Genomic DNA, 26,584 nt, shown 5'->3' on the forward strand with positions numbered 1-26,584 from the left:
CTTCGAGTGACGGGAGACTCTCTTCGTGATCGTCGACTGTGCCATCTACCGCGACGGACACCGGTCGGAAGGGCCGGAGGACTTCTCCGACGCCCTGAGTGAGGCCCGTGCGGCGGGCGGTTTCGTGTGGATCGGGCTGCACGAGCCGACGGAGCGCGAATTCGACCATGTGACCCAGGAGTTCGGGCTGCATCCACTGGCCGTCGAGGACGCCCTGAAGGCCCACCAGCGGCCCAAGCTGGAGGTGTACGACGACTCGCTCTTCGTGGTGCTCAAGCCGGTGACGTACGAGCCGCAGAGCGACACCGTCTCGGCCGGCGAGATCATGATCTTCCTGGGCGACTCGTTCGTCGTGACCGTACGGCACGGCGAGGGCGGCCCGCTCAAGGCCGTACGGCACCGGCTGGAGCACGAGCCGGACCTGCTGGGCAACGGCCCCACCTCCGTGTTGTACGCGGTCGCCGACGCCGCCGTCGACCACTACCTGGACGTCGCGACCGAGTTGCAGGCCGACCTGGAGGGTCTGGAGGCGGAGGTCTTCTCACCGGACGGCGAGGGCTCGCGGCACACCGCGTCGCGGATCTACAACTTCAAACGGCAGGTCCTGGAGTTCCGCCGGGCGACCGGGCCGCTGGCATTGCCGATGAGCCGGCTGGCGGGCACGGCGCCGTCCGGCGTGGCGGTGCCGTTCGTGGACGACCGGGCCCGGCCGTTCTTCCGCGACGTCAGCGACCACCTCACACGCGTGAACGAGTCCGTGGAGAACCTGGACCGGCTGGTGTCGGACATCCTCTCCGCGCATCTGGCGCAGATGAGCGTCCGGCAGAACGACGACATGCGGAAGATCTCCGCGTGGGCGGCCATGGCCGCGATCCCCACGATGATCGCGGGGATCTACGGCATGAACTTCGAGCACATGCCCGAGCTGCGCTGGGAGTGGTCCTATCCGGCGCTGATCGCGGTGATGGCCGTTCTCGAGGTGCTGGTGTTCCGGCTGTTCAAGCGCCGGGGCTGGCTGTAGACCGGGCCGTCTCAGGCGAACTCGGGTGCCGCGGACGCGGGGCCGCCGAGGGCGTTGCGGCGCTCGGGCGTCTTCAGCGACACCATCCGGCGCCAGCCGCTCAGCCGTTCGTAGGCGTACATCGCGTGGATGCCCGCCGCGAGCACCGCGGACTTGGCCCGGGACCAGCCGAGGATGCGGCCCATGTGCGCCATGACCGCGAGGCTGACGTCCCGGTAGATGCGGATCTCCGCGAGCGCGCACGCGCGCAGGGTCCGCTGGATGGCCCGGCCGTGGCCCGCGTAGGCGAAGCGCAGCAGTTCCTCGTGGCAGTAGGCGAGGTGGTTGTCCTCGTCGTTGGAGATCTGCTTGACCGCGCGGCCGATGTCGGGGTCGTCGGCGAAGTGCTTGCGCAGGAGTTCCATCTGCTCGGAGGCGCGCTGTTCGGTGACCCTGCTGTGCGAGAGGTACGTGACGATGTCCTGGACCGTGAGCCGCTCGTCGCGCCCGAGTTGCTCATGCGCGAGGCCGATGCCGTTCTTCTCCAGGAGCATGGTGTAGTCGGTCTCCGGCGGGACCGGGACGGGGTCGAGGCCGCGCTTCTTCATCAGGGCGTTGAAGATCCGGCCGTGCTTGTCCTCGTCGGCGCCGTGCCGGGTGATCTTGGGGGCGAGTTCCCGCTCGCTTTCGGGGACGAGCGCGGCGATACGGGCGTTCTCCCAGCCGCCCTGGGACTCGCCGCTCGCGGCGATGGAGCAGAACAGGGCGAAGGACTCGTCGTTGGCGAGGATCTCCTGGAACACACTCTTGGCCGAAAGCATCGTGAGCACCTCTCCCGCGCACGTGCGCGTGCTGCGTGACTCCGCAGGACCCCGCGAAGAACGAGTCAAGTGCGGGGCGGCAGGTGGTGCAACAGGTGCGTCGGACAACTCCGCCGAACGGAGGACACGGGAGAATGCCGTAACCGCCGGAGGCGCGCCGCGTTGTTCCGCGTGACGGCCGTGGCGGGGAAGACCCCCGAGCCCCCACCACGGCCGCAGACAACTCCGCCGGGTCAGGCGAGCCCGGCACGCTCCAGGGCCTGCGTGCCGGCGCGGAGGGACGCGAGCCGCTCGTCGAGCGTGAAGCCCGCCGGGGCGAGGCTCAGGGTGGTGACGCCGGCCTCCGCGTAGGCCTTCATCCGGTCCGCGATCCGGTCGACGGACCCCAGCAGCGCGGTCTTGTCGATCAGCTCGTGCGGTACGGCGGCCGCGGCGCCCTGCTTGTCGCCGGACAGGTACTTGCCCTGGATCTCGGCGGCCTCCTTCTCGTAGCCCATGCGCTGGGCGAGCTGGTTGTAGAAGTTCTGCTTGGGGCTGCCCATGCCGCCGACGTACAGCGCGGTGTAGGGGCGGAAGGTGTCGGCGAGCGCGGCGACGTCCTTGTCGTCGCCGACGGCGAGCGGGAGGGTCGGGCAGACGTCGAAGCCGTCGAGGGTCTTGCCGGCCTTCTCACGGCCGGACCGCAGGTACTTGATCGTCGTGTCCTCGAGGTGCTCGGCGGAGGGGAAGATCAGCAGGGCCCCGTCGGCGATCTCGCCGGTCTGCTCCAGGTTCTTCGGGCCGATCGCGGCGATGTACAGCGGGATGTGCTCGCGCTGCGGGTGCACGGTCAGCTTGATGGGCTTGCCCGGGCCGCCGGGCAGGGGCAGCGTCCAGTGCTCACCCTCGTAGGACAGGCGCTCGCGCGTCATGGCCTTGCGGACGATCTCGACGTACTCACGCGTGCGTGCCAGCGGCTTGTCGAACTTGACGCCGTACCAGCCTTCGGAGACCTGCGGGCCGGAGACGCCGAGGCCGAGGCGGAAGCGGCCGCCGGAGAGGGAGTCGAGGGTGGCCGCCGTCATGGCGGTCATCGCGGGCTGGCGGGCCGGGATCTGGAAGATGGCGGAGCCGACGTCGATACGTTCGGTCTGGGCGGCGACCCAGGTCAGTACGGTGGCGGCGTCGGAGCCGTAGGCCTCGGCGGCCCAGCAGACGGCGTATCCGAGCCGGTCGGCCTCCTGGGCGACGGCCAGATTGTCCGCGTCCATTCCGGCACCCCAGTAGCCGAGGTTGATACCGAGCTGCATGCCGAATCCCCTTACCGATCAGTAACGTGCACGTGCGGAGACCTTAGCGTGCGGCTGTGCGAGGGCCCAGCCGCGGGCAGCCGTGCCGGACAATCCGCGGCCGGGCGCCGGAAATCGGCCGTCCACAGCCCCCCACACGGAAGGTTCTGGCCAGTAATCTCGGCGTTCATGGAGCAGAGGCATCTCGGCCGCACCGGCCTGCGTGTGTCCCGGATCGGGCTCGGCACCCTGACCTGGGGACGGGACACCGACGAGCACGACGCCGCGGACCTGATGAAGACGTTCTGGGAAGCGGGCGGGACCCTCGTCGACACCGCGGACGTGTACGGCGACGGAGAGGCCGAGTACCTGCTCGGCAGGCTCATGGACGGCCTGGTGCCCCGCCGGGACCTGGTCGTGTCGACCAAGGCCGGCAGCGTGCCGGACCCCGACCGCCGCTTCGACACCTCCCGCGGCCATCTGCTCTCCGCGCTGGACGCCTCGCTCGCCCGGCTCGGCACCGACTACGTCGACCTGTGGCACGTGCACTCCTTCGACCCGGACACCCCGCTGGAGGAGACCCTCCAGGCCCTCGACCTCGCGGTCGCCAGCGGCCGGGCGCGCTACGCCGCCGTCTCCAACTTCTGCGGCTGGCAGCTGGCCAAGGCCGCCACCTGGCAGCTGGCGGCCCCCGGCACCCGGACCCGGCTGGCGGCCACGCAACTGGAGTACTCGCTGCTCCAGCGGGGCATCGAGCGCGAGGTGCTGCCGGCCGCGCTGGACCTGGGCATCGGGCTGCTGCCCTCCTCGCCGCTGGGGCGCGGGGTGCTGACGGGCAAGTACCGGGGCGACACGACGCCGCCGGACTCGCGCGGTGCCTCGGAGCACCTCGCGCCGTTCGTCGCGCCGTACCTGGACGACACGGCGAGGCGCATCGTGGACGCCGTGACGACCGCGGCCGACGGGCTCGCGGTGACGCCGCTGCAGGTGGCGCTGGCCTGGGTCCGCGACCGGCCGGGGGTGGCCGCGCCCATCGTCGGCGCGCGCAACGCGCAGCAGCTCACGGCGGCATTGTCAGTGGAGACCCTTAGTCTTCCTGACGAGATCTGCCGGGCGCTCGACGACGTGTCGGCGCCTGTGCACCGCTATCCCGATCACGACTGGAGCACGCTGTGAGCACGGAGCCGGAGACCACGGAGGACGCCGAGCCGGGGACGCCGACCGGTGGTGCGCAGACCGAGGGGACCGACGGGACCGAGGGGGATGCGGCCGGTGCCGGTGAAGTCTCCGAAGCCGAGGGCACCGAGAGGGAAGCAGCCGGTGCCGGTGAGGTGTCCGAGGCCGAGGCCGAGCTGCGGGCCCAGCGGGCCGTGCGGGAGCGTATCGAGCAGCGCAAGGCCGAGAAGAAGGCGCCGATCGAGGCCGGCACCAAGCTGAGCGGCAAGGCCGCCGATCTGCTCGCGGCCGTGCGGGCCGTGGAGAGCGGCGAGAAGCCGGTCGCCACGGTGTTCGAAGAACCCGAGCCCGCCCCCCGGCGCTCCGCCCCGGAGCCGGTACGACGGCCGCAGCCGATGGCGGCCGAGGCCGTCGCCGCGTCGGCGGCTCCCGCGCCGGCGGCGGTGCAGGCCGTACGGCAGGTGCTCGGCGAGGGCGGTGCCCCCGAGGTGCTCGCGCCGCAGGTGGCCGCGGCACTCGGCGAGGGCGCGGACGAGTTGCTGCGCGCGGATCCCTGGCAGTTGCTGCGGATCGCCGGCGTGCGGCCCGAGCAGGCCGACGGGTTCGCGCTGGCCCTGCTCGGCGCCGAGTGCGGTCCGGACGACGAGCGGCGGGGCCGGGCCGTCACCGTCTGGCTCCTGGAGCAGGCGGCGCTGGCCGGGCACACCGCCCTGGAGATGCCGGCGCTCCTCGCGGCCCTGGCCCAGCGGGGTGTGCCGGCCCCCGACAGCGCCGTGCAGGACGCGATCGCGGAGGGTGATGCCCTGGTCTTCCAGGACGCCCTGGAGGACACCGGTGCCGCGCCGGCCCGGACCGAGGAGGAGGGCACGGAGGAGGACGAGGAGCGTCCGGTCCGTGTCCTGGTCGGGCTGGAGCGGTACGCGCTCGCGGAGGAGAGCCTGGCCGACGGTCTGGCCCGGCTGGTGAACTCGGTGCCCAAGCAGGACGGTTCGGCCGAGGACTGGGAGCGGGTCGCCGCCGCTGCCCAGGGGTCGACGGGTGAGCTGCTCCGGGCGGTCGCCTCTCATGGCCTGGTCCTGCACACCGGCGGCGAGGCCTCCCTGGCCGAGCCCGCGGCACTGCTGACCGCCGCGCACACCCTCGGCCTGCGCGCCTGGGCCGCCACCCACGGCCCGATCGGCCGCACCCGCTTCGCGGCCCTGCTGCAACGATCCGAGACCGAGACCGGGCCCGGCACCCCGTCCGCCGACGCTCGGTCCGTCGGCGCCCACGGGCCCGTCGCCACCGTCGCCGGACTGCTCTCCGGGGCCGAAGGACCCGGCCGGGATGCCGACGGGGCGCTGGATCTCGATCTGCTCGTCGTGCTCGACGCGCCGCAGCTGGATGTCGAGACGGCCGCACTGCTGACGGAGTCGCTGCCGGACGGGGCGCGGCTGGTGCTGGCCGGGGACCCCGGGGTGCTGTGGTCGGTGGGTCCGGGTCGGGTGTTCGCGGATCTGCTCGCGGCGCGGATCTGCCCGCAGGTCGCCTCGCGGCGGCCGGATCCCGGGCCGCTGGGCGAGCTGGTCTCCGGTATCGGCATCGGCGAGCTGAACCAGGTCGAGGCTCCCGGCAAGGAGGTCGTGATCGTGCCCGTGCGGGACGCGGGCGAGGCCGTGCACCGGACGGTACAGCTCGTCGTGGACTCGGTGCCGCGGGCGATCGGCGTGCCGGCCGAGGAGACGCAGGTGATCACACCGGGGCACGGCGGCGCCGTCGGCACGCGTGCGCTCAACGCCGCGTTGAAGGAGCGGCTCAACCCGGGCCCGGGCCGCTTCGGCGGCTTCGACCCCGGTGACCGGATCGTCTACTCCCCCGTGCCGGGCCGTGCGCTGCCGGGCCGCGTGGTGAAGGCGGATGCCGAGGGGCTGCACCTGTCGTGCGAGGGCGAGGCCGTCGTCGTGCCGAAGGAGCGGGTGGAGCAGTCCGTGCGGCACGGCTGGGCGCTCACCGCGCACCAGGCGGTGGGGAGCCGGTGGCCCGCGGTGGTCGTGGTGCTGCCCGGCGATGCCGCGCAGGCCCTCAGCCGGCCGTGGGTGTACACGGCGTTCGGGCGGGCCGACCGCCATCTGTCCGTCGTGCACGGCGTGGAACAGGCGTTGGCCAGGGCCGTCGCCGAGGTTCCGGCCAAGCCCCGGACGACCCGGCTCCCGGTGCTGCTCGCTCCGCAGATCAGCAGCTGACGACGACGGCGGTGGTCACGGGGCCGGCCCCGTGACCACCGCCGTCGGGTGGCTGACGTGTGCGCTCAGCGGCGGTCCGCGTCCAGCGGCTCCAGGTCCTCGTCCTCGTCCAGGTCGGTGTCGAGTTCGTCCTCCAGGTCCTCCGCTTCGTCGTCATCGTCGTCGACGCCGATCTCGTCGTCGAACACGGCACTGACGTCGAAGCGGCAGACCACACTCTGCGGATCGACCTGCTCGAACGGCGCCTCCAGCCACTCGCCGGGGTCGGCCGGTTCCTCCGCAGCCGTCACCCAGAGCGTGGAGTCGCCCTCCTCCAGCCCGAACTCCTTGTGCCGGGAGGCGATCTCATCGGGTTCGAACTCACCGAAGAGGAGGCCTAGCGCACCATGGATCGTCCCGGAGGCGGCCGGGCCGTCCTCACCCTCGGCGGCCTCGATCCGCTGCGCCTGCGCGAGCAGCCGCTGCGGCTCCGCCACCGCGTAGTCGCGGCGGATCAGTACGCTCAGCGCGTTCGGTTCCTCGGGCCCGGTGTACGGGGGCAGCGCGTCCTCCGTACCGGGGATCTCGAAGGGTGTGACCTCGTCGTAACGGTCGTAGAGCAGTTCGTCGTACACCTCTGCGGCCGCGGCCAGCTGGTTGAACGCCTCGTAGACGGCCGGGTCGTCCTCCCCCGACCGGCGTTCGACCGCGGCCAGGTGGCGGTCGAGCGCGGTCTTGACCGCCTCGGCGGCGGCGCGTACCTCGGCAGCAGTGGGCTGCGCAGCATCAGACATAGTGCAGACGCTATCCGTACCAGGCCCCAGCCCGCACAATAGATGCGATGCCGGAATACGAATTTGTCGACGTGTACGTACCGCGCGGGGTCTCCCGCAAGGAGACGGCACGTCTGCTGACGGACCATGCCGAGTACGGACACTGGGAGTTGCACCGTCTGAGCCTGCTGCGCGACGGCAGCCGCAAGGTGCGGTTGCGCCGGCGGATCATCCGTCAGGTGCGGGCGACGTGGTGAGCTGAGACGGGGCGCTGGGAGAAGGCACACACGGGAGCGGGCCCCGCATCGGCGGGGCCCGCTCCGTTTCCGGGACTGTCAGGCCTTTCCGGGACTGTCAGGCCTTTCCGGGACTGTCAGGCTCGTCCGGGACGGTCAGGCCGAGGTGCGCGCCTTGCGGTAGAGGATCGAGCCCGCGAGCAGCGCGCCCGCGCTCGCCGGCAGGGTGAGTCCGAGCGGCAGGTCGCTGCCGGTGCTGGCGAGCTGGGAGTCGCCCTTGGGCTGGGTGACGAACTGGCCGCCCGGCTTGTTGCCGTGCGAGGAACCGCCCGGCGTCTCGCTGTCCGCGCCGGGCTGCGTGCCCGGGGTGCCGGGGCCGCCCGGGTTTCCGGGATCGCCCGGGTCACCGGGGTTTCCGGGGGTGCCTGGGTTTCCGGGGTTGCCCGGATCGCCGGGGTCACCCGGGTTGCCGGGGTGGCCCGGGTCCCCCGGCTGTCCCGGCTGTCCCGGCTGTCCCGGCTGTCCCGGCTGTCCCGGGTCCTCGTTGCCGCCGCCGGGCGGGTTGGTGTGGTGCTCGCCGGAGCCACCGTTCGCGCAGTCGTTGCCCGTGCTGTAGTTGCCGACGCCGATGACGTTGACGCTGTTGCCACAGACGTTCACCGGCGCGTGGATCGGCGCCTGGACGTGGTTGCCCGAGCCGACGCCCGGCGAGTCACTGGCGTGGCCGCCCGCGTGCGAGCCGCCCTGGCCGCCCGAATCGCCGTGTCCCCCCGACGACGATCCACCGCCTTGGTTGTCACACGAGTTGCCCACCGACGGGTTGAGGACACCGATCACATTGACCGTGTTCCCGCACACGTTGACCGGCGCGTGCACCGGCGCCTGGACCGAGTTCCCGGACAGCACGCCCGGCGAGCCCGAGCTGGAGCCCTGTGCGCCCGAGGCGGCGTGAGCGGAGCCGCCCGCGGCGGCGATCACGCCGGTCGCGGCCGCCACGGTCATCAGACCCTTGCGGGTGACCTGTCGCATTTCTGAATACCTGCCTTCGACCTGGCTCGAATTCTTCTCGAATTCCCTGAAAGAAGCGTTCAGTCCCGGAGCGCATGGCACGCGCTCCGGGACCGATGGCTTTGGACTCCCCTCAGCGAGGGGGAAGCGTCACTTGTTGACGCAGGTGTTGCCGAAGGCGGGGTTCAGCAGCCCGATCACGGAGACCGTGTTGCCGCAGACGTTCACCGGGACGTGAACGGGCGCCTGGACGACGTTGCCGGACAGGACGCCCGGGGAGTGCACGGCAGCACCCTGGGCACCCGAGTCGGCGACGGCCAGGCCCGCGCCCGCGAGAACCAGCCCACCGGTGGCAGCCGCAGCAGCGACGACCTTCTTGATCATTATTCCTCCTAGTTGGCAAAGCGACCCATCTTGCGATCGCATTACCTGTAACGAGGACGGAGTAATGAGGCTACGAGCTTATGGTCGCATTCACCCTTCCCAGTCGATCCCGCACACCCGACCGAATGGCGGTGTTTCGTATGGGCTGTTTCAGGACGCGTCGATGAACCGGTCGAGCACCCGCACGCCGAACTTCAGGCCCTCCACCGGCACCCGCTCGTCCACGCCGTGGAACATGCCGGCGAAGTCCAGCTCCGGCGGCAGCTTCAGCGGCGCGAAGCCGAAGCAGCGGATGCCGAGGTCGTCGAAGGACTTGGCGTCGGTGCCGCCGGAGAGCATGTACGGCACGGCCCGGGCGATCGGGTCCTCGGCGCGCAGCGCGGTCTGCATGGCGTCGACGAGCCGGCCGTCGAAGTCGGTCTCCAGCGCCTTGTCGGCGTGCACGTCCTCCCGCTTCACGCGCGGGCCGAGGATGCGGTCGAGGTCGGCGAGGAACTCCTCCTCGTAGCCGGGCAGGAAGCGGCCGTCGACGTGTGCGGTGGCCTGGCCGGGGATGACGTTGACCTTGTAGCCGGCGCCCAGCATGGTCGGGGCCGCCGAGTTGCGCAGGGTCGTGCCGATCATCCGCGCGATGCCGCCGAGCTTGGCGAGGGTCTCGTCCATGTTCTCGGGGTCCAGCTCGACGCCGAGCGCGTCGGAGAGCTCGTCGAGGAAGGCCCGTACGGTCTTGGTGACCCGGACCGGCCAGGTGTGCCGGCCGAGCCGGGCGACCGCCTCGCACAGCTCCGTGATCGCGTTGTCGGTGTTGGTCATCGAGCCGTGGCCGGCCGTGCCGTCGACCGTGAGCCGCATCCAGTGCATGCCCTTCTCGGCGGTCTCGACGAGGTAGAGCCGCAGTTTCTCGTTGACCGTGAAGGAGAAGCCGCCGACCTCGCCGATCGCCTCGGTGACGCCCTCGAACAGATCGGGGTGCTTGCGCACGAGGTGCTTGGCGCCGTAGGTGCCGCCCGCCTCCTCGTCCGCGAGGAACGCGAGGACGATGTCGCGCGGCGGCTTGCGCCCGCTGCGCAGCCGGTCCCGGACGACCGCGAGGGTCATCGCGTCCATGTCCTTCATGTCGACGGCACCGCGACCCCACACGCAGCCGTCGGCGATCTCGCCGGAGAAGGGGTGGTGGGTCCAGTCGTCCGCGTTGGCCGGTACGACGTCGGTGTGGCCGTGGATGAGGAGCGCGGGCCGGGAGCGGTCCTCGCCCTCGATCCGGGCCACCGTGGAGGCGCGGCCCGGGTGCGACTCGAAGATCTGCGGTTCAAGTCCCACCTCGGCGAGCTTCTCGGCGACGTACTCCGCCGCCTTGCGCTCGCCCGGACCCGAGTGGTCGCCGTAGTTGCTGGTGTCGATCTGGATCAGCTCGCGGCAGAGGTCCACGACCTCGTCCTCGCCGGTGACGCTCCTGGCCGTGTCCGTCTCGCTCACGCGCTTCCTCCCGCTGTCACTGCTGCTGGGTCCTCCTCATCCTCCCTCTCCCCGGCCCGCTCCCCAAGAGCGGTCCCGGTCCGTCACACGCCGTTCACGCCCGGCCGGGTGCGGGCGGGGGTGATCGGCCACCCCTGGGAGCCTGGTAATGTTTACGTCGTCGCCGCGGGGAGAACCCGCGCGACAGACACCTTGTCCGGGTGGCGGAATGGCAGACGCGCTAGCTTGAGGTGCTAGTGCCCTTTATCGGGCGTGGGGGTTCAAGTCCCCCCTCGGACACAGATCGAAAAGCCCCTCTCGTCGAGGGGCTTTTCGTCGTTTCCGGGGAGGAAGTCTTCCCCTCAACTCCGGTGCCTTCGACGCTCTTCGGGGGCGGCCGGGGGAAATGTGGGCGACATCTCGCCAGGCCGGGAGAAGCACAGGTGGGAGCAGGGGGCGCCGGGCCTCAGGAGGTCTCGCGGTCGCCTCCGAGCAGCGGACATGACAGGGCGAAGTCACCCGACCACTAGAGTATTGGGCTTGTTCGCGCCGGAACGGAACATCCCCAGGCAGACCTGCGGGCCCACCGGCGCCCCGGATGGTCCGGGTTCGAGACGCGAGGATCCGATGGCCGCCCTGCACGAAAGCCCTGACCTCACCGTGCTGGACCGGGAGTTGAGCGCGGAACTCCCCGACGTGGCCCGTTTCTCCGCCGGTCCCGCGGCCTCCCCCCGCACCCTGGTCGACATCTTCGAGGCGTCCGTACGGTCGCACCCCGACGAGCCCGCGCTCGACGACGGCCACCGGCTGCTCACCTACCGCGCGCTGGCGGTCGAGGTGGAGCGCCTGCGGCAGCGGCTGGCCGCCATGGACGTCGGGCTCGGGGACCGCGTCGGTGTCCGGGTCCCGTCGGGCACCAACGACCTGTACGTGGCGATCCTCGCGGTGCTGGCCACCGGTGCCGCGTACGTGCCCGTGGACGCCGAGGACCCCGACGAGCGGGCCGATCTGGTCTTCGGCGAGGCCGGGGTGCGGGTGGTCGTCGGGGCCGGTCACGAGCTGACCGTCGGCGGCGCCGCCGGCCATGCCGCCGCCCGGCCCGGCGTCGGGCACGACGCGTGGATCATCTTCACCTCCGGCTCCACCGGGAAGCCCAAGGGCGTGGCCGTCAGCCACCGCAGCGCCGCCGCCTTCGTGGACGCGGAGGCCGCGCTGTTCCTGACCGACGATCCGATCGGGCCCGGCGACCGGGTCATGGCGGGGCTGTCCGTCGCGTTCGACGCGTCCTGCGAGGAGATGTGGCTGGCGTGGCGGTACGGCGCCTGTCTGGTGCCGGTGCCGCGCTCGCAGGTCAGGAGTGGTGCCGATCTCGGGCCCTGGCTGGTCGAGCAGGAGATCACCGTCGTGTCCACCGTGCCGACGCTGGCGGCGCTGTGGGAGCCGGAGACGCTCAACGACGTACGCCTGCTGATCTTCGGCGGGGAGGCGTGCCCTCCCGAGCTGGCGCAGCGTCTGGTGACCGAGGGGCGCGAGGTGTGGAACACCTACGGGCCGACCGAGGCGACGGTCGTGGCGTGCGCGTCGCTGATGAGCGGCGAGGGGCCGATCCGGATCGGGCTGCCGCTGGACGGCTGGGAGCTGGCCGTCGTCGACGAGGCCGGGGAGCCCGTGCCGATGGGCGGCAGTGGACAGCTGGTGATCGGCGGGGTCGGACTCGCCCGGTATCTAGACGCCGAGAAGGACGCGGAGAAGTACGCGCCGCTTCAGTCGCTGGGCTGGGAGCGGGCGTATCGCAGCGGTGACCTGGTGCGGGCCGAACCGGAGGGGCTGGTCTTCCTCGGGCGGGCCGACGAGCAGATCAAGCTCGGTGGGCGCCGTATCGAGCTCGGTGAGGTGGACGCGGCGCTTCAGGCGCTGCCCGGGACGGCCGGCGCAGCCGCCGCGGTGCGGACGGCGCGCAGCGGCAACCAGCTCCTCGTCGGCTACGTCGTCACCCAGGACGGCTGGGACCACTCGGCGGCCGTCGAGCGACTGCGCGCCGAACTGCCCGCAGCCCTGGTGCCGTTGCTCGCGCCGGTCGACGAGCTGCCGACCCGTACCTCGGGCAAGGTGGACCGGGACGCGCTGCCCTGGCCGCTGGACGGACTGGAGACGAGCGGCCCGGCCGAGCGGCTGTACGGCACCGAGGCCTGGCTCGCCGAGCAGTGGACGGACGTCCTCGGCATTCCGGTCACGTCGGCCTCCGACGACTTCTTCGGGATCGGCGGGGGCAGTCTGGCCGCCGCCCAGCTGACGACGAGACTGCGCGCGCGCTATCCGAGCGCCGCCGTCCTCGACGTCTACCAGCAACCCGTCCTGCGGAAGCTGGCCCGGCATCTTGAGGAGTCGGCGCAGGACGACGGGGTCCGGCGGGTCGTGGCACCGGTGCCGAGGCGCGCCCAGCTCGTCCAGCTCCTGGTGCTGGTTCCCCTGTTCACACTGCTCGGGCTGCGCTGGACCGTGGTGCTCGCCGCGCTCGGGAACATGCTGCCCGGCTACTCCTGGCTGCCGACGGCGCCCTGGTGGCTCGTCGCGGCCGGCGCCGTGCTGCTGTTCAGCCCGCCCGGGCGCCTCGCGCTCGCCGCGGGCGGGGCACGATGGCTGCTGCGGGGCGTGCGGCCGGGCCGGTACCCGCGCGGCGGGAGCGTCCATCTGCGGCTGTGGACGGCCGAGCGGCTGGCCGAGTTCAGCGGGGCGACCTCGCTGACCGGGTCCTGGCTCGAACGGTACGCGCGTGCGCTGGGCGCCAAGGTGGGGCAGGACGTGGACCTGCACTCGCTGCCGCCGGTCACCGGCATGCTCAAGCTGGGCCGGGGCGCGGCCGTCGAGTCCGAGGTGGACCTGTCCGGGTACTGGCTGGACGGCGACCGGCTGGAGATCGGTCCGGTGAAGGTGGGCGCGCACGCCGTCGTCGGCACGCGCAGCATGCTCTTCCCGGGCGCGCGGGTGGGCAAGCGGGCCGAGGTGGCGCCCGGTTCGGCGGTCACGGGGCAGATTCCCACCGGGCAGCGGTGGGCGGGCGCGCCCGCGGTCAAGCTGGGCCGGGCCAAGCGGAACTGGCCCAAGGAGCTGCCCGGGCGGGGCGCGTACTGGCGGGTGATGTACGGCGTGACGGGTTTCGCGCTGACCGCGTTGCCGGTGGTCTCGGCTGCTGCCGCGCTGCTGGTGGCGGGGCTGTTCGTCGGTCCGGACGCCGGGTTCGGTGCGGCCCTGCGTGGCGCTGTCGTCGCGCTGGTGCCGGCGACGCTCGCGTTCGGGCTGGCGTACGCGCTGCTGCTCGTGGCCGCCGTACGGCTGCTGAGCCTGGGGCTGCGGGAGGGCACGCACGCCACGCACAGCCGGGTGGGCTGGCAGGCCTGGACCGTGACACAGCTGATGGACCGGTCGCGGGACATGCTGTTCCCGCTGTATGCGGGGCTGGTCACGCCGGTGTGGCTGCGGCTGCTCGGGATGCGGATCGGGCGGCGGGCCGAGGTGTCCACCGTGCTGGCCCTGCCCAGCCTGACCACGGTCGGCGAGGGCGCGTTCCTGGCGGACGACACACTGACCGCCCCCTACGAGCTCGGCGGCGGCTGGCTGCGGATCGGGCGCGCGGAGATCGGCCGGCGGGCCTTTCTCGGCAACTCGGGGATGACCGCGCCGGGGCGGAGCGTGCCGGACGGTGGCCTGGTGGGTGTGCTGTCGGCGACGCCGAAGAAGGCCAAGAAGGGCAGCTCGTACCTGGGACTGCCGCCGGTGAGGCTGCCGCGTGCCGCGTCGGGCGGCGACCAGAGCCGGACCTATGATCCGCCCGCGCGGCTGCTGTGGGCGCGCGCTCTGGTGGAGCTCTGCCGGATCGTGCCGGTGTTCTGCTCGGCGGCGCTGGCGGTGGGGACGGCGGCGGCGCTGTGCGCGCTCGGCGGGTGGGCTCCCCTGCTGTCCGGTCTGGTGCTGCTCGGGGCGGGCTGCGCGGCGGGGCTCGTCTCGATCGCGGCGAAGTGGCTGCTCGTGGGACGGCATCGCGCCGGCGAGCACCCCTTGTGGAGCTCCTTCGTGTGGCGCAACGAGCTGGCGGACACCTTCGTCGAGGTGCTGGCCGTGCCGTGGCTGGCCGGTGCGGTGCGGGGCACGCCGCTGATGTCGGCGTGGCTGCGCGGGCTCGGTGCGCACATCGGCCGGGGTGTGTGGGTCGACAGCTACTGGCTGCCGGAGACGGACCTGGTGACGCTCGGCGACGCGGCGACCGTGAACCGGGGTTGTGTGCTCCAGACCCACCTCTTCCACGACCGGATCTTGCGGACGGATACTGTGGTCCTCCGTGAGGGCGCCACTCTGGGCCCGGGCGGAATCGTCCTGCCCGGCAGCGCCGTCGGGGCCCGCACCACGCTGGGTCCGGCGTCCCTGGTGATGGCCGCGGAGTCCGTGCCCGACGACACGCGCTGGCTGGGCAACCCGATCGAGGCATGGCGTCGCTAGGCGGTACTCCCGCGGGGCCGGGGGCCGATGGACGTCGTACGAGCGCAGTGCAGGGAGCGGACGCAACAGTGGCGGTTCAGCAGTCAGTGGGTCAGGACCCGTACTTCCCGGGTAACGGTGACCTCCGGTACCGGGTGCATCGGTACGAGCTCACGCTGGACTACCGCCCCGCGCCGAACCGGCTGGCGGGAACGGCGCGGATCAACGCCATCGCGGGCCGTGGTCAGCTCACCGAGTTCCAGCTGAACCTCGCGGACTTCCGGCTGGGCCGGGTGCGGGTCGACGGCCGTGCTGCGCACTACACGCACCGGGGCGGCAAGTTGCGCGTCCGCCCCGCGAAGCCGCTGCGCGCCGGTGCCGCGTTCACCGTCGAGGTGCAGTGGTCGGGGAACCCCCGGCCGGTGAGCAGCCCCTGGGGCGGCCTCGGCTGGGAGGAGCTGGAGGACGGGGCGCTGGTGGCGAGCCAGCCGGTCGGGGCGCCGTCGTGGTACCCGTGCAACGACCGGCCCGCCGACAAGGCCTCGTACCAGATCTCGGTCACGACGCCGTCGGCCTACGCGGTGGTGGCCGGTGGACGTCTGCTCACGCGTACGACGAAGGCCTCGACGACCACCTGGGTGTACGAGCAGGCGGCGCCGACCTCCAGCTATCTGGTGGGGCTGTCGATCGGGAAGTACCAGACCGTGCTGCTGGGTGACCCGGGCCCGGGCGGGGTGCCGCAGCACGGGCACATTCCGGCGCACCTGCTCCCCCGGTTCTCCCGGGACTTCGCACGGCAGCCCGCGATGATGGAGCTGTTCCAGGAACTGTTCGGGCCGTACCCGTTCGACGAGTACGCGGTCGTCGTGACCGAGGAGGAGCTCGACGTCCCCGTCGAGGCGCAGGGGTTGTCGCTGTTCGGGTCCAACCACGTGGACGGGGCGCGGGGTTCGGAGCGGCTGGTCGCGCACGAGCTGGCGCACCAGTGGTTCGGCAACAGCGTGTCCATCGCCGACTGGCGGCAGATCTGGCTGAACGAGGGGTTCGCGAAGTACGCCGAGTGGCTGTGGTCGGAGCGCTCGGGAGGCCGCGGCGCCCAGCAACTGGCCGCCGCCGCACACCGGTCGCTGTCCGCGCTGCCGCAGGACCTTCGGCTCGCCGATCCGGGGCGGAAGTCGATGTTCGACGACCGTCTCTACCAGCGCGGCGGGCTCACCTTGCACGCGGTGCGGTGTGCCCTGGGCGACGACGCCTTCTTCCGCATGCTGCGCGGGTGGGCGGGGCTGCACCGGGGCGGGGCGGTGACCACGGGGGCCTTCACCGCGCACGCGGCGCGGTTCGCGGACGAGCCGCTGGACGAGCTGTTCGACGCCTGGGTGTACGGGACGGCGCTGCCGCCACTGCCCTCGTCCGGGACGGGTGCGGCCGTCTAGGACAATGACCGGCATGACTGCGCGTTCCTGCCCCTGCGGCCTTCCCGGGGCCTACGGCGACTGCTGTGGGCGCTACCACTCCGGGACAGCTGCCGCGCCGACCGCCGAGGCGTTGATGCGCTCGCGCTACTGCGCCTTTGTGAAGGGCGACGTCGCGTATCTGCTGCGGACGTGGCATCCGCGGACGCGGCCCGGGACGCTGGAGCCGGATCCGCGGATGCGGTGGACCGGGCTGGAGATCCTTCAGACGAGTGACGGGACCGCGTTTCACACGACCGGGACCGTGGAGTTCCGGGCGTCGTACCGGGGCGGCTCGCTGCACGAGCGGAGCCGGTTCGAGCGGGTCGACGGGGCCTGGGTGTACGTCGACGGGGAGTTTCTGCCGTAGCGGGTGCTACGGCGCCAGGATGTCGAGTTCCTGGAGGGCGCCGACCGTGATCTCGCGGGTCAGTTCCTCCGCGCGCGCCGCGTCGCCCGCGCGGACCGCCTCGGCGACCTGGACGTGCAGGGTGACGGCGGCCGGGTCGGGGTCCTCGAACATCACGTCGTGGTGGGTGCGGCCGGCCAGGACCTCGGCGACGACGTCGCCGAGGCGGGCGAACATCTCGTTGCCGGAGGCGTCCAGGATGACGCGGTGGAAGGTCATGTCGTGGACGAGGTACTCCTCCAGCTTGTGACCACGTGAGTTGGCGACCATGCCGAGGGCGCACTCGGTGAGTTCGGCGCACTGCTCGGACGTGGCGTGCCGGGCGGCGAGGCCCGCGGCGACCGGTTCGATCGCCGAGCGCAGCACCGTGAGGGAGCGCAGTTGCCGGGCGCGGTCCTTGCCGGCCAGGCGCCAGCGGATGACCTGCGGGTCGTAGACGTTCCACTCCGACGTCGGGCGGACCGTCACGCCCACGCGGCGGCGGGACTCGACCAGGTGCATGGACTCCAGGACGCGGACCGCCTCGCGCATCACCGAACGTGACACGTCGAAACGCTGGGCGAGCTCGTCCGTGCGCAGGACGCTGCCCGGCGGGTACTCGCCGGCCGTGATCTCGGGGCCGAGGGTGTCCAGTACATGGCCGTGCAGCCCCCGGCCCGGTGTGCTCATGCACTCAGCGTACGGGGTAGATCACGGAGACAAAAAGTCAGACTTATTCATCACGGACTCTTGAATTCGTCGTACCTAATGGGTTTCAGTTGCGTCGACATCACGTGTCGACGGAGACAGCAGACAGTGAGGCAGCGATGAACACCCCCCACGTCGTCGTGGTCATGGGCGTCGCCGGCACCGGCAAGACCACCATCGGTCCCCTGCTCGCGGCCCGGCTCGGCGTTCCGTACGCCGAGGGCGACGACTTCCACCCGCAGGCCAACATCGCCAAGATGTCGACCGGTACCCCGCTCACCGACGAGGACCGCCGGCCCTGGCTGGACGCCATCGGCGCGTGGGCGCACGGGCGGGCCGGGCTCGGCGGGGTGGTCAGCTGCTCGGCACTGAAGCGGTCGTACCGCGACCGGCTGCGGGCCGCCGCGCCCGGCGTGGTCTTCGTGCATCTCACGGGTGACCGCGCGCTCATCGAGGACCGGATGTCGCACCGGCAGGGGCACTTCATGCCCACGGCGCTGCTCGACTCCCAGTTCGCCACGCTCCAGCCGCTTCAGGCGGACGAGGCCGGGGTCGACGTGGACGTCTCGGGCAGCCCGGAGGAGATCACCGAGCGGGCGGCGCTCGCCCTGGAGGACCTCCCCGAGCCCGTCCAGTAACCCCTGACGGCCCCCTCCCCCAGTCCCCCCGAACGCAAGGGAACCCATCCCCGTGACCAGACTCAGCGTCGAGATGCTGGCAGCGGACGCACCCGAGCCGATCACCTCGGCCGGCCACGCTCAGCTGGGCATCGCCGTCCTGGCGGGCATCGCCGTCATCGTCCTGCTCATCACCAAGTCCAAGCTGCACGCCTTCCTGGCGCTGACCATCGGGTCGCTGGCGCTCGGCGCGATCGCCGGGGCGCCGCTGGACAAGGTCCTCACCAGCTTCAGCACCGGCCTCGGCACCACGGTCGCCGGCGTCGGTGTGCTGATCGCCCTCGGCGCGATGCTCGGCAAGATGCTCGCCGACTCAGGCGGCGCCGACCAGATCGTCGACACCATCCTCGCGAAGGCCGGCGGGCGGTCGATGCCGTGGGCGATGGTGCTCATCGCCTCGGTGATCGGACTGCCGCTGTTCTTCGAGGTCGGCATCGTGCTGCTGATCCCGGTGGTGCTGATGGTCGCCAAGCGCGGCAACTACTCACTGATGCGGATCGGCATCCCGGCGCTCGCGGGCCTGTCCGTGATGCACGGCCTGGTGCCGCCGCACCCCGGTCCGCTGGTCGCGATCGACGCGGTCAAGGCCGACCTCGGCGTGACGCTGGCCCTCGGTGTCCTCGTCGCGATACCCACGGTGATCATCGCCGGCCCGCTGTTCTCGCGGTACGCGGCCCGCTGGGTGGACGTCCCCGCCCCGGACCGCATGATTCCGCAACGTGCTTCGGAGGACCTGGAGAAGCGTCCTGGCTTCGGCGCCACGCTGTTCACGGTCCTGCTGCCGGTGATCCTGATGCTCGCCAAGGCGCTGGTCGACATCGTCGTGGACGACCCGGAGAACCTGGTCCAGCGGGTCTTCGACGTGATCGGCGCCCCGATGATCGCCCTGCTCGCCTCGGTGCTGGTCGGCATCTTCACGCTGCTGCGGCCCGCCGGGTTCTCCAAGGAGCGGATCTCGCCGCTCGTCGAGAAGAGCCTCGCGCCGATCGCGGGCATCCTGCTGATCGTCGGCGCGGGCGGCGGCTTCAAGCAGACGCTGATCGACACCGGGGTGGGCCAGATGGTCCTGGACATCTCCAAGGACTGGTCGATCCCCGCGCTGCTGCTGGCCTGGCTGATCGCGGTGGCGATCCGGCTGGCGACCGGTTCGGCGACGGTGGCGACGGTCTCCGCGGCCGGTCTGGTCGCCCCGCTCGCCGCCGACATGTCGACCACGCACGCGGCCCTGCTGGTCCTCGCCATCGGCGCCGGCTCGCTGTTCTTCAGCCATGTCAACGACGCCGGGTTCTGGATGGTGAAGGAGTACTTCGGGCTGAGCGTCGGCCAGAACATCAAGACCTGGTCGGTCATGGAGACGATCATCTCGGTGGTCGCCGGCGGCATCGTCCTGCTGTTGTCCCTCGTGATCTAGGAGTGCCACGGCGATGACGGCTCACCCTCTCTTCGACATCAGCGGCCGTACGGCCCTGGTGACCGGCTCCAGCCGGGGCATCGGACTCGCGCTCGCCCGCGGTCTGGCGGAGGCCGGCTGCACGGTCGTCCTCAACGGACGCGACAAGGACCGGCTCGCCGAGGCCGCCGCCGGGCTGCCCGGCGACCGGGTGCACACGGCGGCGTTCGACGTGACCGACGGATCATCGGTGGCCTCGGGGGTCGCCGAGATCGAGGAGCGGGTGGGCCCGCTCGACATCCTCGTCAACAACGCGGGCATGCAACTGCGCGCCCCGCTGCTGGAGTTCACCGACTCCGACTGGCACCGGATCCTGGACACCAACCTGACCAGTGCCTTCCTGGTCGGCCGGGAGGCGGCGCGCCGGATGACGGAACGCGGCCACGGCAAGATCATCAACATCTGCTCGTTGCAGAGCGAGGTGGTACGGCCCGGGATCGCGCCGTACGCCGCGACCAAGGGCGCGCTGAAGATGCTCACCAAGGGCATGTGCGCGGACTGGGGTCCGAGCGGTGTGCAGGTCAACGGGCTCGGCCCGGGCTACATCGAGACCGAGCTGACGCGGCCGCTGGTCGAGGACGAGGAGTTCAGCGCCTGGGTGCGGCGGCGCACCCCGGCCGGCCGCTGGGGTCGCACCCAGGACCTGGTGGGCGGGGTGCTGTTCCTCGCCTCCCCCGCGGCCGACTTCGTCAGCGGGCAGGTGCTGTACGTCGACGGCGGTATGACGAGCGTGCTGTGACCACCTGCCGGGAGGCTGTGATGCTGGGTTGTGTGATCCACGGTCAGGATGACCTGCGCGTGGCGGAGTTGCCGGCTCCCGAGCCCGGACCGGGGCAGGCGCTGGTCGCCGTGCGGTACGGCGGGGTGTGCGGGTCCGATCTGCACTACTGGCGGCACGGCGGGGTCGGGGACTTCCGGCTCCGGGAGCCGATGGTGCTCGGGCACGAGGTGGTCGGGACGGTGGTCGGGTACGGTGCCGGCGCGTCGGGGCCGGCTCCGGGTGCCGCTGTAGCCGTGCATCCGGCGACGCCGTGCGGGGTGTGTCCGGAGTGCTCGGACGGTCGGCGGAACGTCTGCCGGGACACGCGGTATCTGGGCAGTGCGGCGCGCTTTCCGCATGTGCAGGGGGGATTCGCGGCGCAAGTGGTCGTGCCCTGCGAGCAGTTGCGGGCATTGCCGGACGGTCTGGAGCTGCGCCGGGCCGCGCTCGCCGAGCCGCTGTCCGTCGCCCTGCACGCGGTGCGGCGGGCCGGGGAGGTGGCCGGGCGGCACGTCCTGGTGACCGGTGCCGGGCCCATCGGCTGTCTCGTGGTCGCGGCGGCGAAGGCGGCCGGGGCGGCGCGGGTGACCGTCACGGATCTGCTGCCCGAGGCGCTGGAGTACGCGCGGGTCGCCGGTGCCGGGACTCTCGTACGGGCCGATGATCCTGGGGACCCGGGGTGGCCTTGTGAAGTGGACGTCGCGATCGAGGCGTCCGGAGTGGCTGCCGGGCTCGACACGTGTCTGCGGCGGGTGCGGCGGGGTGGGGTCGTGGTGCAGTTGGGGATGCTGCCGCCGGGGCACAGTGCGTTTGCGGGGAACCTCGTGGTGAGTCGGGAGATCGAGCTGCGGGGGGCGTTTCGCTTCGACGGGGAGTTCGATCAGGCGCTGGAGTTGCTGGCGGGGGAGGTGGCGTTCGACGGGCTGATCAGTGCGGTGGTGTCCGTGAGGGAGGCCGAGTCCGCCTTTGCCCTGGCTGCTGATCGGAGTCGGTCTTGCAAGGTGCTGCTGGATTTCGCCGTGGCGCCGTAGGGGTGGGTGTTGTCGGGCGACTGCGGGTGCGTTGTGGTTGTTCGCGCAGTTCCCCGCGCCCCTGGGGCGAATAACTACGGGCGCCACAAGGAATGCTGTCGGTCCGCCCACTCTCTGCTCACCTTGCCTGTGCGCATACCCCTTCTGGACTCCGGATCGGCCAGGGCCATGCCGATGTGGCCGGCGAGGACTATGCCGATGGTGAGGGCCAGCCAGTCGTGGACGAAGGTCGCGCTGGTGCGCCACAGGAGGGGGGTGAGGTGGGTGAACCACATCATCAGGCCGGTGCCGAGCATGACCAGGGTGGCGCCGGCGATCCAGGACGCGTAGAGCTTCTGGCCGGCGTTGAACTTGCCCGCGGGGCGGGACGTGGGGCGTTTGTCGCGGTGCAGGGCGGCGCGCAGCCAGGTGCGGTCGTGCGGGCCGAAGCGGTTGAGGTGGCCGAGGTCGGCACGGAGGGCGCGGGAGGCGAGGCCCGCCAGGACCGGGACGGGCAGGGCGAGGCCGGTCCATTGGTGCAGGGTGACGACGAGGGCGCGGCGGCCGACGAGTTCGGCGAGCTGGGGGACGTAGAGACAGGCCGCCGTCAGGACGCAGACGCCCATGAGCGCGGCCGTCGTGCGGTGTACCCAGCGCTCGGTCCGGCTGAAGCGCCTGAGAGCGACCGCGGTGTCAGGTCGTGGGCTCATCGTCCCGTCCGTTCGATCGGCCCACCCAGGCGTCGATGTCGTAGCCGCGTTCCTCCCAGTAGCCCGGTCTGACCTCGTCGGTGACGGTGATGCCGGAGAGCCACTTGGCGGACTTGTAGAAGTACATGGGCGCCACGTAGAGGCGGACCGGGCCGCCGTGGGAGTGGCCGAGGTCCTTGTCCTGCATGCGCAGGGCGACCAGGACGTCGGCGCGGCGGGCCTGGTCGAGGGTGAGGCTCTCGGTGTACGTGCCGTCGAAGCAGGTGAAGCGGATGGCCTTGGCCGTGGGGCGGACCCCGGCGGCGTCGAGGAGCCGGGACAGGCGTACGCCCTCGAAGGGGGTGTCGGGAACGCGCCAGCCGGTGACGCACTGGACGTCGCGGACCAGGCGGGTCTGCGGGAGGGCTTTGAGGTCGGCCAGGGTGTAGGTCGTGGGGCGGTCGACCAGGCCGTCCAGCTTCAGGCGGTAGGTGCCGGCGTTCTTGCGCGGGACCGACGAGGCGACCGAGTAGTAGCGGAAGCCGCCGCCGTTGGGGAGCAGTCCCGTCAGGCCGGTGGGGTCCTTGTCGACGGCGCCGCCGAGGAAGCCCTCCAGGCCGCGTTGCAGTCGGGGCGCGGCGACCACGCCGAGGGCGCCCAGTCCGAGGGTGCCGAGGAAGACGCGGCGGCCGACCGGGGCCCCGCTGTTCGGGGTGTCCGTCGTTCATGCCCTCATGTACGTCCTGGTTCACGTTCTCATTCGAACACCCGCGGCCCCGTCAGGACAGGGATCGCGGGTGCTCGTCAGAGTTCCGTAACCACTTCTTACGCGGCCGGGGTCAGGACGACGCCGCCTTTTCCAGCTGGAACGCCTCATTGCCGAGCCCGATCCGGGCGTGCTTCTCGGGATCGCGGGCGCGCAGCACCAGGCCCCAGACCAGGCCGGCGACCAGGGCGAGGCCGATGGTGCCGGGCAGCACCCAGCTCAGCGAGGAGTCCGGGCCGGCGCCGACGAGGACCTCGAAGTCCTTCACCGTGTAGCCGGCGATCACGAGCAGGGCGAGGCCCGCCAGCGCGGAGGTGACCAGCCGCCAGGCCTGGGCGCCCGCGGCACCCCGGCGGACGAAGAAGACGACGACCGACAGGGAGGCCGCCGCCATCAGCACGATCACGCCGAGGGCGCCGATGTTGCCGAACCAGGTGAACAGCTGCAGGACGGGCGCGGTCGGGTCGCCGGCCGGCTTGTCGTCGGCGATCGCGAAGGCGGCCACGACCACCACGGCCACGACGGTCTGGAGCAGCGAGCCGGTGCCGGGCGCGCCGCTGGTGCCGCTGGTGCGGCCGAAGGCGGCGGGCAGCAGGCCCTCGCGGCCCATGGCGAAGGCGTACCGGGCGACGACGTTGTGGAAGCTGAGCAGGGCGGCGAACATGCCGGTGACGAACAGGACGTGCAGGACGTCCGTGAAGGTGCCGCCGAGGCGGGACTCGGTGAGGAAGAACAGCAGTCCGGCGCTCTGCTTCTGGGCCGTGCCGACGATCGCGGCGGGGCCGGTGGCGACGGTGAGGGCCCAGCTGCTCAGCGCGAAGAAGACGGCGACCCCGCCGACGGCGAGGAACATCACCCGCGGCACCAGGACGTGCGGGCGGCTGGTCTCCTCGGCGTACACGGGTGCCTGCTCGAAGCCGAGGAACGCGGCGATGCAGAAGCACAGCGCGGTGCCGACGCCCGCGCCGGTGAGGGTGTCCGGGTTGAACGCGTGCAGCGACAGGCCTTCCGTGCCGGGGTCGGCGAGGGCGGCGACGTCGAAGATCACGACGAGGAGCACCTCGATGACGAGCAGCACGCCGAGCACGCGCGCGTTGACGTCGATCTTCAGCCAGCCCAGCAGGCCGACGGCGAGCGCGGCCACCAGCGCCGGTATCCACCAGGCGATCTCCACCTCGGCGTAGGTGGCGAGGAGCCCGGAGACCTCGAAGCCGAAGATGCCGTAGATGCCGATCTGGAGCGCGTTGTAGGCGACGAGGGCGACCAGGGCGGCGCCCGCGCCGGCGGTGCCGCCGAGGCCGCGTGATATGTACGCGTAGAAGGCGCCGGCGTTGTGGACGTGGCGGCTCATCTCGGCGTAGCCGATGCTGAACAGGATCAGGACGACGCCGAGGACGACGAAGAGCAGCGGCTGCCCGACGATGCCCATCACCGATGCCCATGTAGCGAATGTAGTGGGCATGACACCCGCGACCACCATGAGCGGGGCGGTCGCGGCGAGGACGGAGAGCAGCAGTCCCCCGGTGCCGAGCCGGTCGGCGCGCAGGGCGCGCTCCTGCCCCTTGAACGTACTGATGCCGCCGGCGGCGGTTGTGCTCGTACTCGTGCTCGAACTGTCCGTGGTCATCGGGAGAGCGTCCTCACTTCTGGAATTTCCGGGGGTGTCAGGCCGTGCCGAGCGCGGCGGCGCGGGCGGCGGCGAAGGCGGTGTGCGGGTCGCGGTCCGGGTACGACCAGGGCGCCGGGGTGGCGTGCCGGCCGATCCGGTGGAACAGGGCGGCTGCCTCGGCGCCCCGTCCCTCGCAGAGCTTGGCGTGGGCGAGGAAGTTGAGGTCGATCAGCCGGCGCGGGTGCCCCTCCAGCTCCCACTCCAGCCACCAGTCGAAGGCGGCCTTCATCACCTGCCGGGCGCGGCGGCCGGTCCAGTGGCCCGAGGCGGCCGGGTCGGCGGGTTCGTGTCCGGCGGCGGCCAGCGCGCGGTAGCGCTCGGCGTGCGCGATGACCGGCAGGATCGCGAGCGGGGAGTCGGCGGGTGCCTGTTCGGCGGCCCAGTTGGCGAAGTCGTAGACCTCGTGCAGCGGGTCCGGACCGGCCTCCGTGCGGCGTCCGGCGAGCCGGGCGACCATCAGGTGGTGGGCGTGGTGGTGGTCGGCGTACCGGGCGCGGACCTGCTCGAAGGTCCGGACCACGTCCTGGTCGGTGCCGAGAGCGCACTCCAGCAGGAGCAGGCCGAGCCAGGGGGTGGGGTCGGCGGGGGCGCGGGCGGCGGCGTTCGCGCAGGCCTCGCGGGCCGGGACCGGCTTGCCCTTGCCGTGCAGGGCGCGCCGGACCTGGGCGAGGGCGAGCAGGACGGAGGCGTCGGCGGACTCGGGCTCGGCGAGCAGCCACTCACGGGCCCATGCGGCGCTGTAGGACTCCCGCGCGAGGACCATGACGCGGTGGCCGCGCCGGTCCCAGTCGTCTCCGGTGTGCACCAGCAGGGAGCGGGCGTTCTGCCAGCGGCCCTGCGCCAGCGCGGCGCGCGCGGCCACGAGGTCGGCGTCGTCGAGGGCCTCGTCGAAGGCCTGCGCCGCACGTCCGCGGCCACGGCCGAGGGGAGGCGGGGGCGGGGGTGGGGGCACCGCGGAACTTCCTCACGCGCTCTTCTTGTGTTTCGGCTCACGGCGGTCGATGGAGCGCGTGTGTGCGCTTCGCCATGAACTGATCACGCACAGCCAACCCGCAGCCAACGGTTTACGTCAAGGGCCGCAAGGGCGTTACACGCGTCAACTGCTGTCACTTGTGAGGGTTTTGTGATCAGCGTGGGCTCAGAGAAGGATGGGGTGCGCATCCGATTTATCCGTTTCGCCCTTTGTGGCGTGCGTCATAGTGCTGAGGGGTCGGCACCTCGCACGATGGGACGACGTACGGGCGCGCCGGGCGGAGCCGGCCGGTACAGTCGACCCTTACGCCATCGTGACCCGACCTGATGATCGAGGTACACCGCGTGTCGGTTCTAGTTCTGGCGCTCGCCGTGAGTGCCGCCTGCTGTCTGGGCTTCGGTTTCGTCCTTCAGCAGAACGCGGCCCAGCGCGCCCCGCTCAACGACTTCCTGTCCTTCCGGCTGCTGCTCGACCTGGTGAAGGTGCCGCGCTGGCTCGGCGGCATCGCGCTGATGGTGGTCGGCATGGCACTGGGCGCGGCCGCGCTGGGGCAGGGCGAGCTGTCGCTGGTGGAGCCGCTGCTCGCGACGAACCTGCTGTTCGCGCTCGCGCTGTCCCGCCGGCAGACCCGGCAGCCGCTCGGCCGCCAGGGCTGGGCGGGCCTGCTGCTGCTGGCGGGCGGAGTGAGCACGTTCATCGTGGCGGGCGAGCCGCACGGCGGCGCCGCGACGGCCGATCCGGTGCGGCAGTGGCTGATCATCGGGGCCATGACCGGGCTCGCCCTGCTGCTCACGGCGCATGCCAAGCGCTCCCGCCTGGGCTCCGGGCCGGTGCTGCTGGCCCTGGCAGCGGGACTGCTGTACGGCGTGCAGGACGCGCTGACCCGGGTGAGCGGGGAGAAGTTCGCCGAGGGCGGCTTCGCCGGGCTGCTGACCGGCTGGCAGCCGTACGCCGTCCTCGCGCTGGGCGTCACGGGGCTGCTCCTCGTGCAGAGCGCCTTCGAGACCGCGTCCCTGCGCAAGTCGCTGCCCGCCCTGACCGCGGCCCAGCCGATCGCCGGGATCATCTGCGGCGTCGGCTTCCTGGGCGACCGGCTGCGGACCGACGCGGTGGCGTTGAGCTGGGAGGCGGGCGGTCTGCTGGCCGTGATCGCCGGGATCGTGCTGCTGGGTCTGCATCCGGCCATGCCGACGGGGACGGCGCAGCGGGTACGCGTGGGGCAGCTTCAGCCACAGCCGCAGTGACGCC

General features: G+C 71.9%; 23 protein-coding genes and 1 tRNA gene. 13 read left to right on the forward strand and 11 right to left on the reverse strand.

The genetic code is table 11. The features are described 5' to 3' along the window. Positions 1–25: 25 nt before the first annotated feature. The gene (corA, locus tag PV963_RS09335) at positions 26–1,021 is read left to right on the forward strand and encodes a magnesium/cobalt transporter CorA (protein ID WP_274815179.1); all 996 of its coding nucleotides are present in this window, start codon (positions 26–28) and stop codon (positions 1,019–1,021) included. Between the two features lie 11 nt (positions 1,022–1,032). On the opposite strand, the gene PV963_RS09340 is transcribed toward corA, so the two are convergent. Continuing rightward, the gene (locus tag PV963_RS09340) at positions 1,033–1,821 is read right to left on the reverse strand and encodes a ferritin-like domain-containing protein (RefSeq protein WP_274815180.1); all 789 of its coding nucleotides are present in this window, start codon (positions 1,819–1,821) and stop codon (positions 1,033–1,035) included. Between the two features lie 233 nt (positions 1,822–2,054). Then, positions 2,055–3,110: an LLM class F420-dependent oxidoreductase gene (locus PV963_RS09345; RefSeq protein ID WP_274815181.1), complete on the reverse strand. Its 1,056-nt coding sequence runs from the start codon at positions 3,108–3,110 to the stop codon at positions 2,055–2,057. Between the two features lie 168 nt (positions 3,111–3,278). Here PV963_RS09345 and PV963_RS09350 point away from each other — a divergent pair, with 168 nt between their 5' ends. Then, positions 3,279–4,265 carry an aldo/keto reductase gene (locus PV963_RS09350; protein ID WP_274815182.1) on the forward strand — a complete coding sequence of 329 codons (987 nt, stop codon included), beginning with the start codon at positions 3,279–3,281 and terminating at the stop codon, positions 4,263–4,265. Continuing rightward, on the forward strand, positions 4,262–6,487 hold the full coding sequence (locus PV963_RS09355; RefSeq protein WP_274815183.1) for an ATP-dependent DNA helicase: 2,226 nt from the start codon (positions 4,262–4,264) through the stop codon (positions 6,485–6,487). Before PV963_RS09350 ends, PV963_RS09355 begins: the two co-directional genes overlap by 4 nt. Before the next feature lie 65 nt (positions 6,488–6,552). On the opposite strand, the gene PV963_RS09360 is transcribed toward PV963_RS09355, so the two are convergent. Further along, positions 6,553–7,260 (reverse strand): hypothetical protein, encoded by a 708-nt coding sequence (locus tag PV963_RS09360; RefSeq protein ID WP_274815184.1) that lies wholly within the window; start codon positions 7,258–7,260, stop codon positions 6,553–6,555. A 47-nt stretch (positions 7,261–7,307) separates the two neighbouring features. Between PV963_RS09360 and PV963_RS09365 the strand changes: the two genes are divergently transcribed. Then, positions 7,308–7,496: a DUF5703 family protein gene (locus tag PV963_RS09365; protein ID WP_010045410.1), complete on the forward strand. Its 189-nt coding sequence runs from the start codon at positions 7,308–7,310 to the stop codon at positions 7,494–7,496. A gap of 135 nt (positions 7,497–7,631) precedes the next feature. On the opposite strand, the gene PV963_RS09370 is transcribed toward PV963_RS09365, so the two are convergent. The 3 genes from PV963_RS09370 to PV963_RS09380 form a co-directional block, all read right to left on the reverse strand. Beyond that, on the reverse strand, positions 7,632–8,504 hold the full coding sequence (locus PV963_RS09370; protein WP_274815185.1) for a chaplin: 873 nt from the start codon (positions 8,502–8,504) through the stop codon (positions 7,632–7,634). Positions 8,505–8,633: 129 nt separating this feature from the next. Beyond that, entirely contained in the window at positions 8,634–8,867 is a 234-nt protein-coding gene (chpH, locus tag PV963_RS09375; RefSeq protein ID WP_274815186.1) for a chaplin ChpH, read from the reverse strand. Positions 8,868–9,017: 150 nt separating this feature from the next. Next, complete coding sequence (locus PV963_RS09380) at positions 9,018–10,343, reverse strand: M20/M25/M40 family metallo-hydrolase (RefSeq protein WP_274815187.1); 1,326 nt, start codon at positions 10,341–10,343, stop codon at positions 9,018–9,020. A 194-nt stretch (positions 10,344–10,537) separates the two neighbouring features. Between PV963_RS09380 and PV963_RS09385 the strand changes: the two genes are divergently transcribed. The 4 genes from PV963_RS09385 (at position 10,538) to PV963_RS09400 (ending at position 16,616) form a co-directional block, all read left to right on the forward strand. After that, positions 10,538–10,622 (forward strand) — tRNA-Leu (locus PV963_RS09385). Between the two features lie 327 nt (positions 10,623–10,949). After that, positions 10,950–14,816 carry a Pls/PosA family non-ribosomal peptide synthetase gene (locus tag PV963_RS09390; protein WP_274815188.1) on the forward strand — a complete coding sequence of 1,289 codons (3,867 nt, stop codon included), beginning with the start codon at positions 10,950–10,952 and terminating at the stop codon, positions 14,814–14,816. 68 nt (positions 14,817–14,884) lie between these two features. Continuing rightward, the gene (locus tag PV963_RS09395; RefSeq protein WP_274815189.1) at positions 14,885–16,228 is read left to right on the forward strand and encodes a M1 family metallopeptidase; all 1,344 of its coding nucleotides are present in this window, start codon (positions 14,885–14,887) and stop codon (positions 16,226–16,228) included. A 13-nt stretch (positions 16,229–16,241) separates the two neighbouring features. Then, entirely contained in the window at positions 16,242–16,616 is a 375-nt protein-coding gene (locus tag PV963_RS09400; RefSeq protein ID WP_274815190.1) for a YchJ family protein, read from the forward strand. Positions 16,617–16,622: 6 nt separating this feature from the next. Here PV963_RS09400 and PV963_RS09405 read toward each other — a convergent pair whose 3' ends face one another. Further along, complete coding sequence (locus PV963_RS09405) at positions 16,623–17,324, reverse strand: FadR/GntR family transcriptional regulator (RefSeq protein WP_274815191.1); 702 nt, start codon at positions 17,322–17,324, stop codon at positions 16,623–16,625. 137 nt (positions 17,325–17,461) lie between these two features. Between PV963_RS09405 and PV963_RS09410 the strand changes: the two genes are divergently transcribed. Genes PV963_RS09410 through PV963_RS09425 form a run of 4 tightly spaced genes read left to right on the forward strand, consistent with a single transcriptional unit; the run spans position 17,462 to position 21,260 of the window. Then, on the forward strand, positions 17,462–17,980 hold the full coding sequence (locus PV963_RS09410; protein ID WP_274815192.1) for a gluconokinase: 519 nt from the start codon (positions 17,462–17,464) through the stop codon (positions 17,978–17,980). Between the two features lie 52 nt (positions 17,981–18,032). Beyond that, positions 18,033–19,430, forward strand: a complete 1,398-nt coding sequence (locus tag PV963_RS09415; RefSeq protein WP_274815193.1) for a GntP family permease — start codon at positions 18,033–18,035, stop codon at positions 19,428–19,430. Positions 19,431–19,443: 13 nt separating this feature from the next. Further along, on the forward strand, positions 19,444–20,208 hold the full coding sequence (locus PV963_RS09420) for an SDR family oxidoreductase (protein WP_274815194.1): 765 nt from the start codon (positions 19,444–19,446) through the stop codon (positions 20,206–20,208). A 20-nt stretch (positions 20,209–20,228) separates the two neighbouring features. Then, the gene (locus tag PV963_RS09425) at positions 20,229–21,260 is read left to right on the forward strand and encodes an L-idonate 5-dehydrogenase (RefSeq protein ID WP_274815195.1); all 1,032 of its coding nucleotides are present in this window, start codon (positions 20,229–20,231) and stop codon (positions 21,258–21,260) included. Between the two features lie 74 nt (positions 21,261–21,334). Here PV963_RS09425 and PV963_RS09430 read toward each other — a convergent pair whose 3' ends face one another. The 4 genes from PV963_RS09430 to PV963_RS09445 all read right to left on the reverse strand — a co-directional run bounded on the left by PV963_RS09430 (position 21,335) and on the right by PV963_RS09445 (position 25,315). After that, on the reverse strand, positions 21,335–21,949 hold the full coding sequence (locus PV963_RS09430; RefSeq protein WP_274815196.1) for a cytochrome b/b6 domain-containing protein: 615 nt from the start codon (positions 21,947–21,949) through the stop codon (positions 21,335–21,337). After that, positions 21,933–22,574: a molybdopterin-dependent oxidoreductase gene (locus PV963_RS09435; protein WP_274815197.1), complete on the reverse strand. Its 642-nt coding sequence runs from the start codon at positions 22,572–22,574 to the stop codon at positions 21,933–21,935. The genes PV963_RS09430 and PV963_RS09435 overlap by 17 nt, the downstream gene beginning before the upstream one ends. 193 nt (positions 22,575–22,767) lie before the next feature. Beyond that, complete coding sequence (locus PV963_RS09440; protein ID WP_274815198.1) at positions 22,768–24,321, reverse strand: APC family permease; 1,554 nt, start codon at positions 24,319–24,321, stop codon at positions 22,768–22,770. 37 nt (positions 24,322–24,358) lie between these two features. Then, positions 24,359–25,315: a hypothetical protein gene (locus PV963_RS09445; RefSeq protein ID WP_274815199.1), complete on the reverse strand. Its 957-nt coding sequence runs from the start codon at positions 25,313–25,315 to the stop codon at positions 24,359–24,361. A gap of 365 nt (positions 25,316–25,680) precedes the next feature. Between PV963_RS09445 and PV963_RS09450 the strand changes: the two genes are divergently transcribed. Continuing rightward, entirely contained in the window at positions 25,681–26,580 is a 900-nt protein-coding gene (locus PV963_RS09450) for a DMT family transporter (RefSeq protein ID WP_274815200.1), read from the forward strand. Positions 26,581–26,584: the final 4 nt, after the last annotated feature.

It is taken from the genome of Streptomyces coeruleorubidus, assembly GCF_028885415.1.
In the GTDB taxonomy this organism is placed as follows: domain Bacteria; phylum Actinomycetota; class Actinomycetes; order Streptomycetales; family Streptomycetaceae; genus Streptomyces; species Streptomyces coeruleorubidus_A.

Coding starts and splice junctions, on each gene's coding strand:
- PV963_RS09340 (WP_274815180.1), bottom strand. CDS start 1,821: ATGCTTTCGGCCAAGAGTGTGTTCCAGGAGATCCTCGCCAACGACGAG.
- PV963_RS09345 (WP_274815181.1), bottom strand. CDS start 3,110: ATGCAGCTCGGTATCAACCTCGGCTACTGGGGTGCCGGAATGGACGCG.
- PV963_RS09350 (WP_274815182.1), top strand. CDS start 3,279: ATGGAGCAGAGGCATCTCGGCCGCACCGGCCTGCGTGTGTCCCGGATC.
- PV963_RS09360 (WP_274815184.1), bottom strand. CDS start 7,260: ATGTCTGATGCTGCGCAGCCCACTGCTGCCGAGGTACGCGCCGCCGCC.
- PV963_RS09365 (WP_010045410.1), top strand. CDS start 7,308: ATGCCGGAATACGAATTTGTCGACGTGTACGTACCGCGCGGGGTCTCC.
- PV963_RS09370 (WP_274815185.1), bottom strand. CDS start 8,504: ATGCGACAGGTCACCCGCAAGGGTCTGATGACCGTGGCGGCCGCGACC.
- chpH (WP_274815186.1), bottom strand. CDS start 8,867: ATGATCAAGAAGGTCGTCGCTGCTGCGGCTGCCACCGGTGGGCTGGTT.
- PV963_RS09390 (WP_274815188.1), top strand. CDS start 10,950: ATGGCCGCCCTGCACGAAAGCCCTGACCTCACCGTGCTGGACCGGGAG.
- PV963_RS09400 (WP_274815190.1), top strand. CDS start 16,242: ATGACTGCGCGTTCCTGCCCCTGCGGCCTTCCCGGGGCCTACGGCGAC.
- PV963_RS09405 (WP_274815191.1), bottom strand. CDS start 17,324: ATGAGCACACCGGGCCGGGGGCTGCACGGCCATGTACTGGACACCCTC.
- PV963_RS09410 (WP_274815192.1), top strand. CDS start 17,462: ATGAACACCCCCCACGTCGTCGTGGTCATGGGCGTCGCCGGCACCGGC.
- PV963_RS09420 (WP_274815194.1), top strand. CDS start 19,444: ATGACGGCTCACCCTCTCTTCGACATCAGCGGCCGTACGGCCCTGGTG.
- PV963_RS09425 (WP_274815195.1), top strand. CDS start 20,229: ATGCTGGGTTGTGTGATCCACGGTCAGGATGACCTGCGCGTGGCGGAG.
- PV963_RS09430 (WP_274815196.1), bottom strand. CDS start 21,949: ATGAGCCCACGACCTGACACCGCGGTCGCTCTCAGGCGCTTCAGCCGG.
- PV963_RS09440 (WP_274815198.1), bottom strand. CDS start 24,321: ATGACCACGGACAGTTCGAGCACGAGTACGAGCACAACCGCCGCCGGC.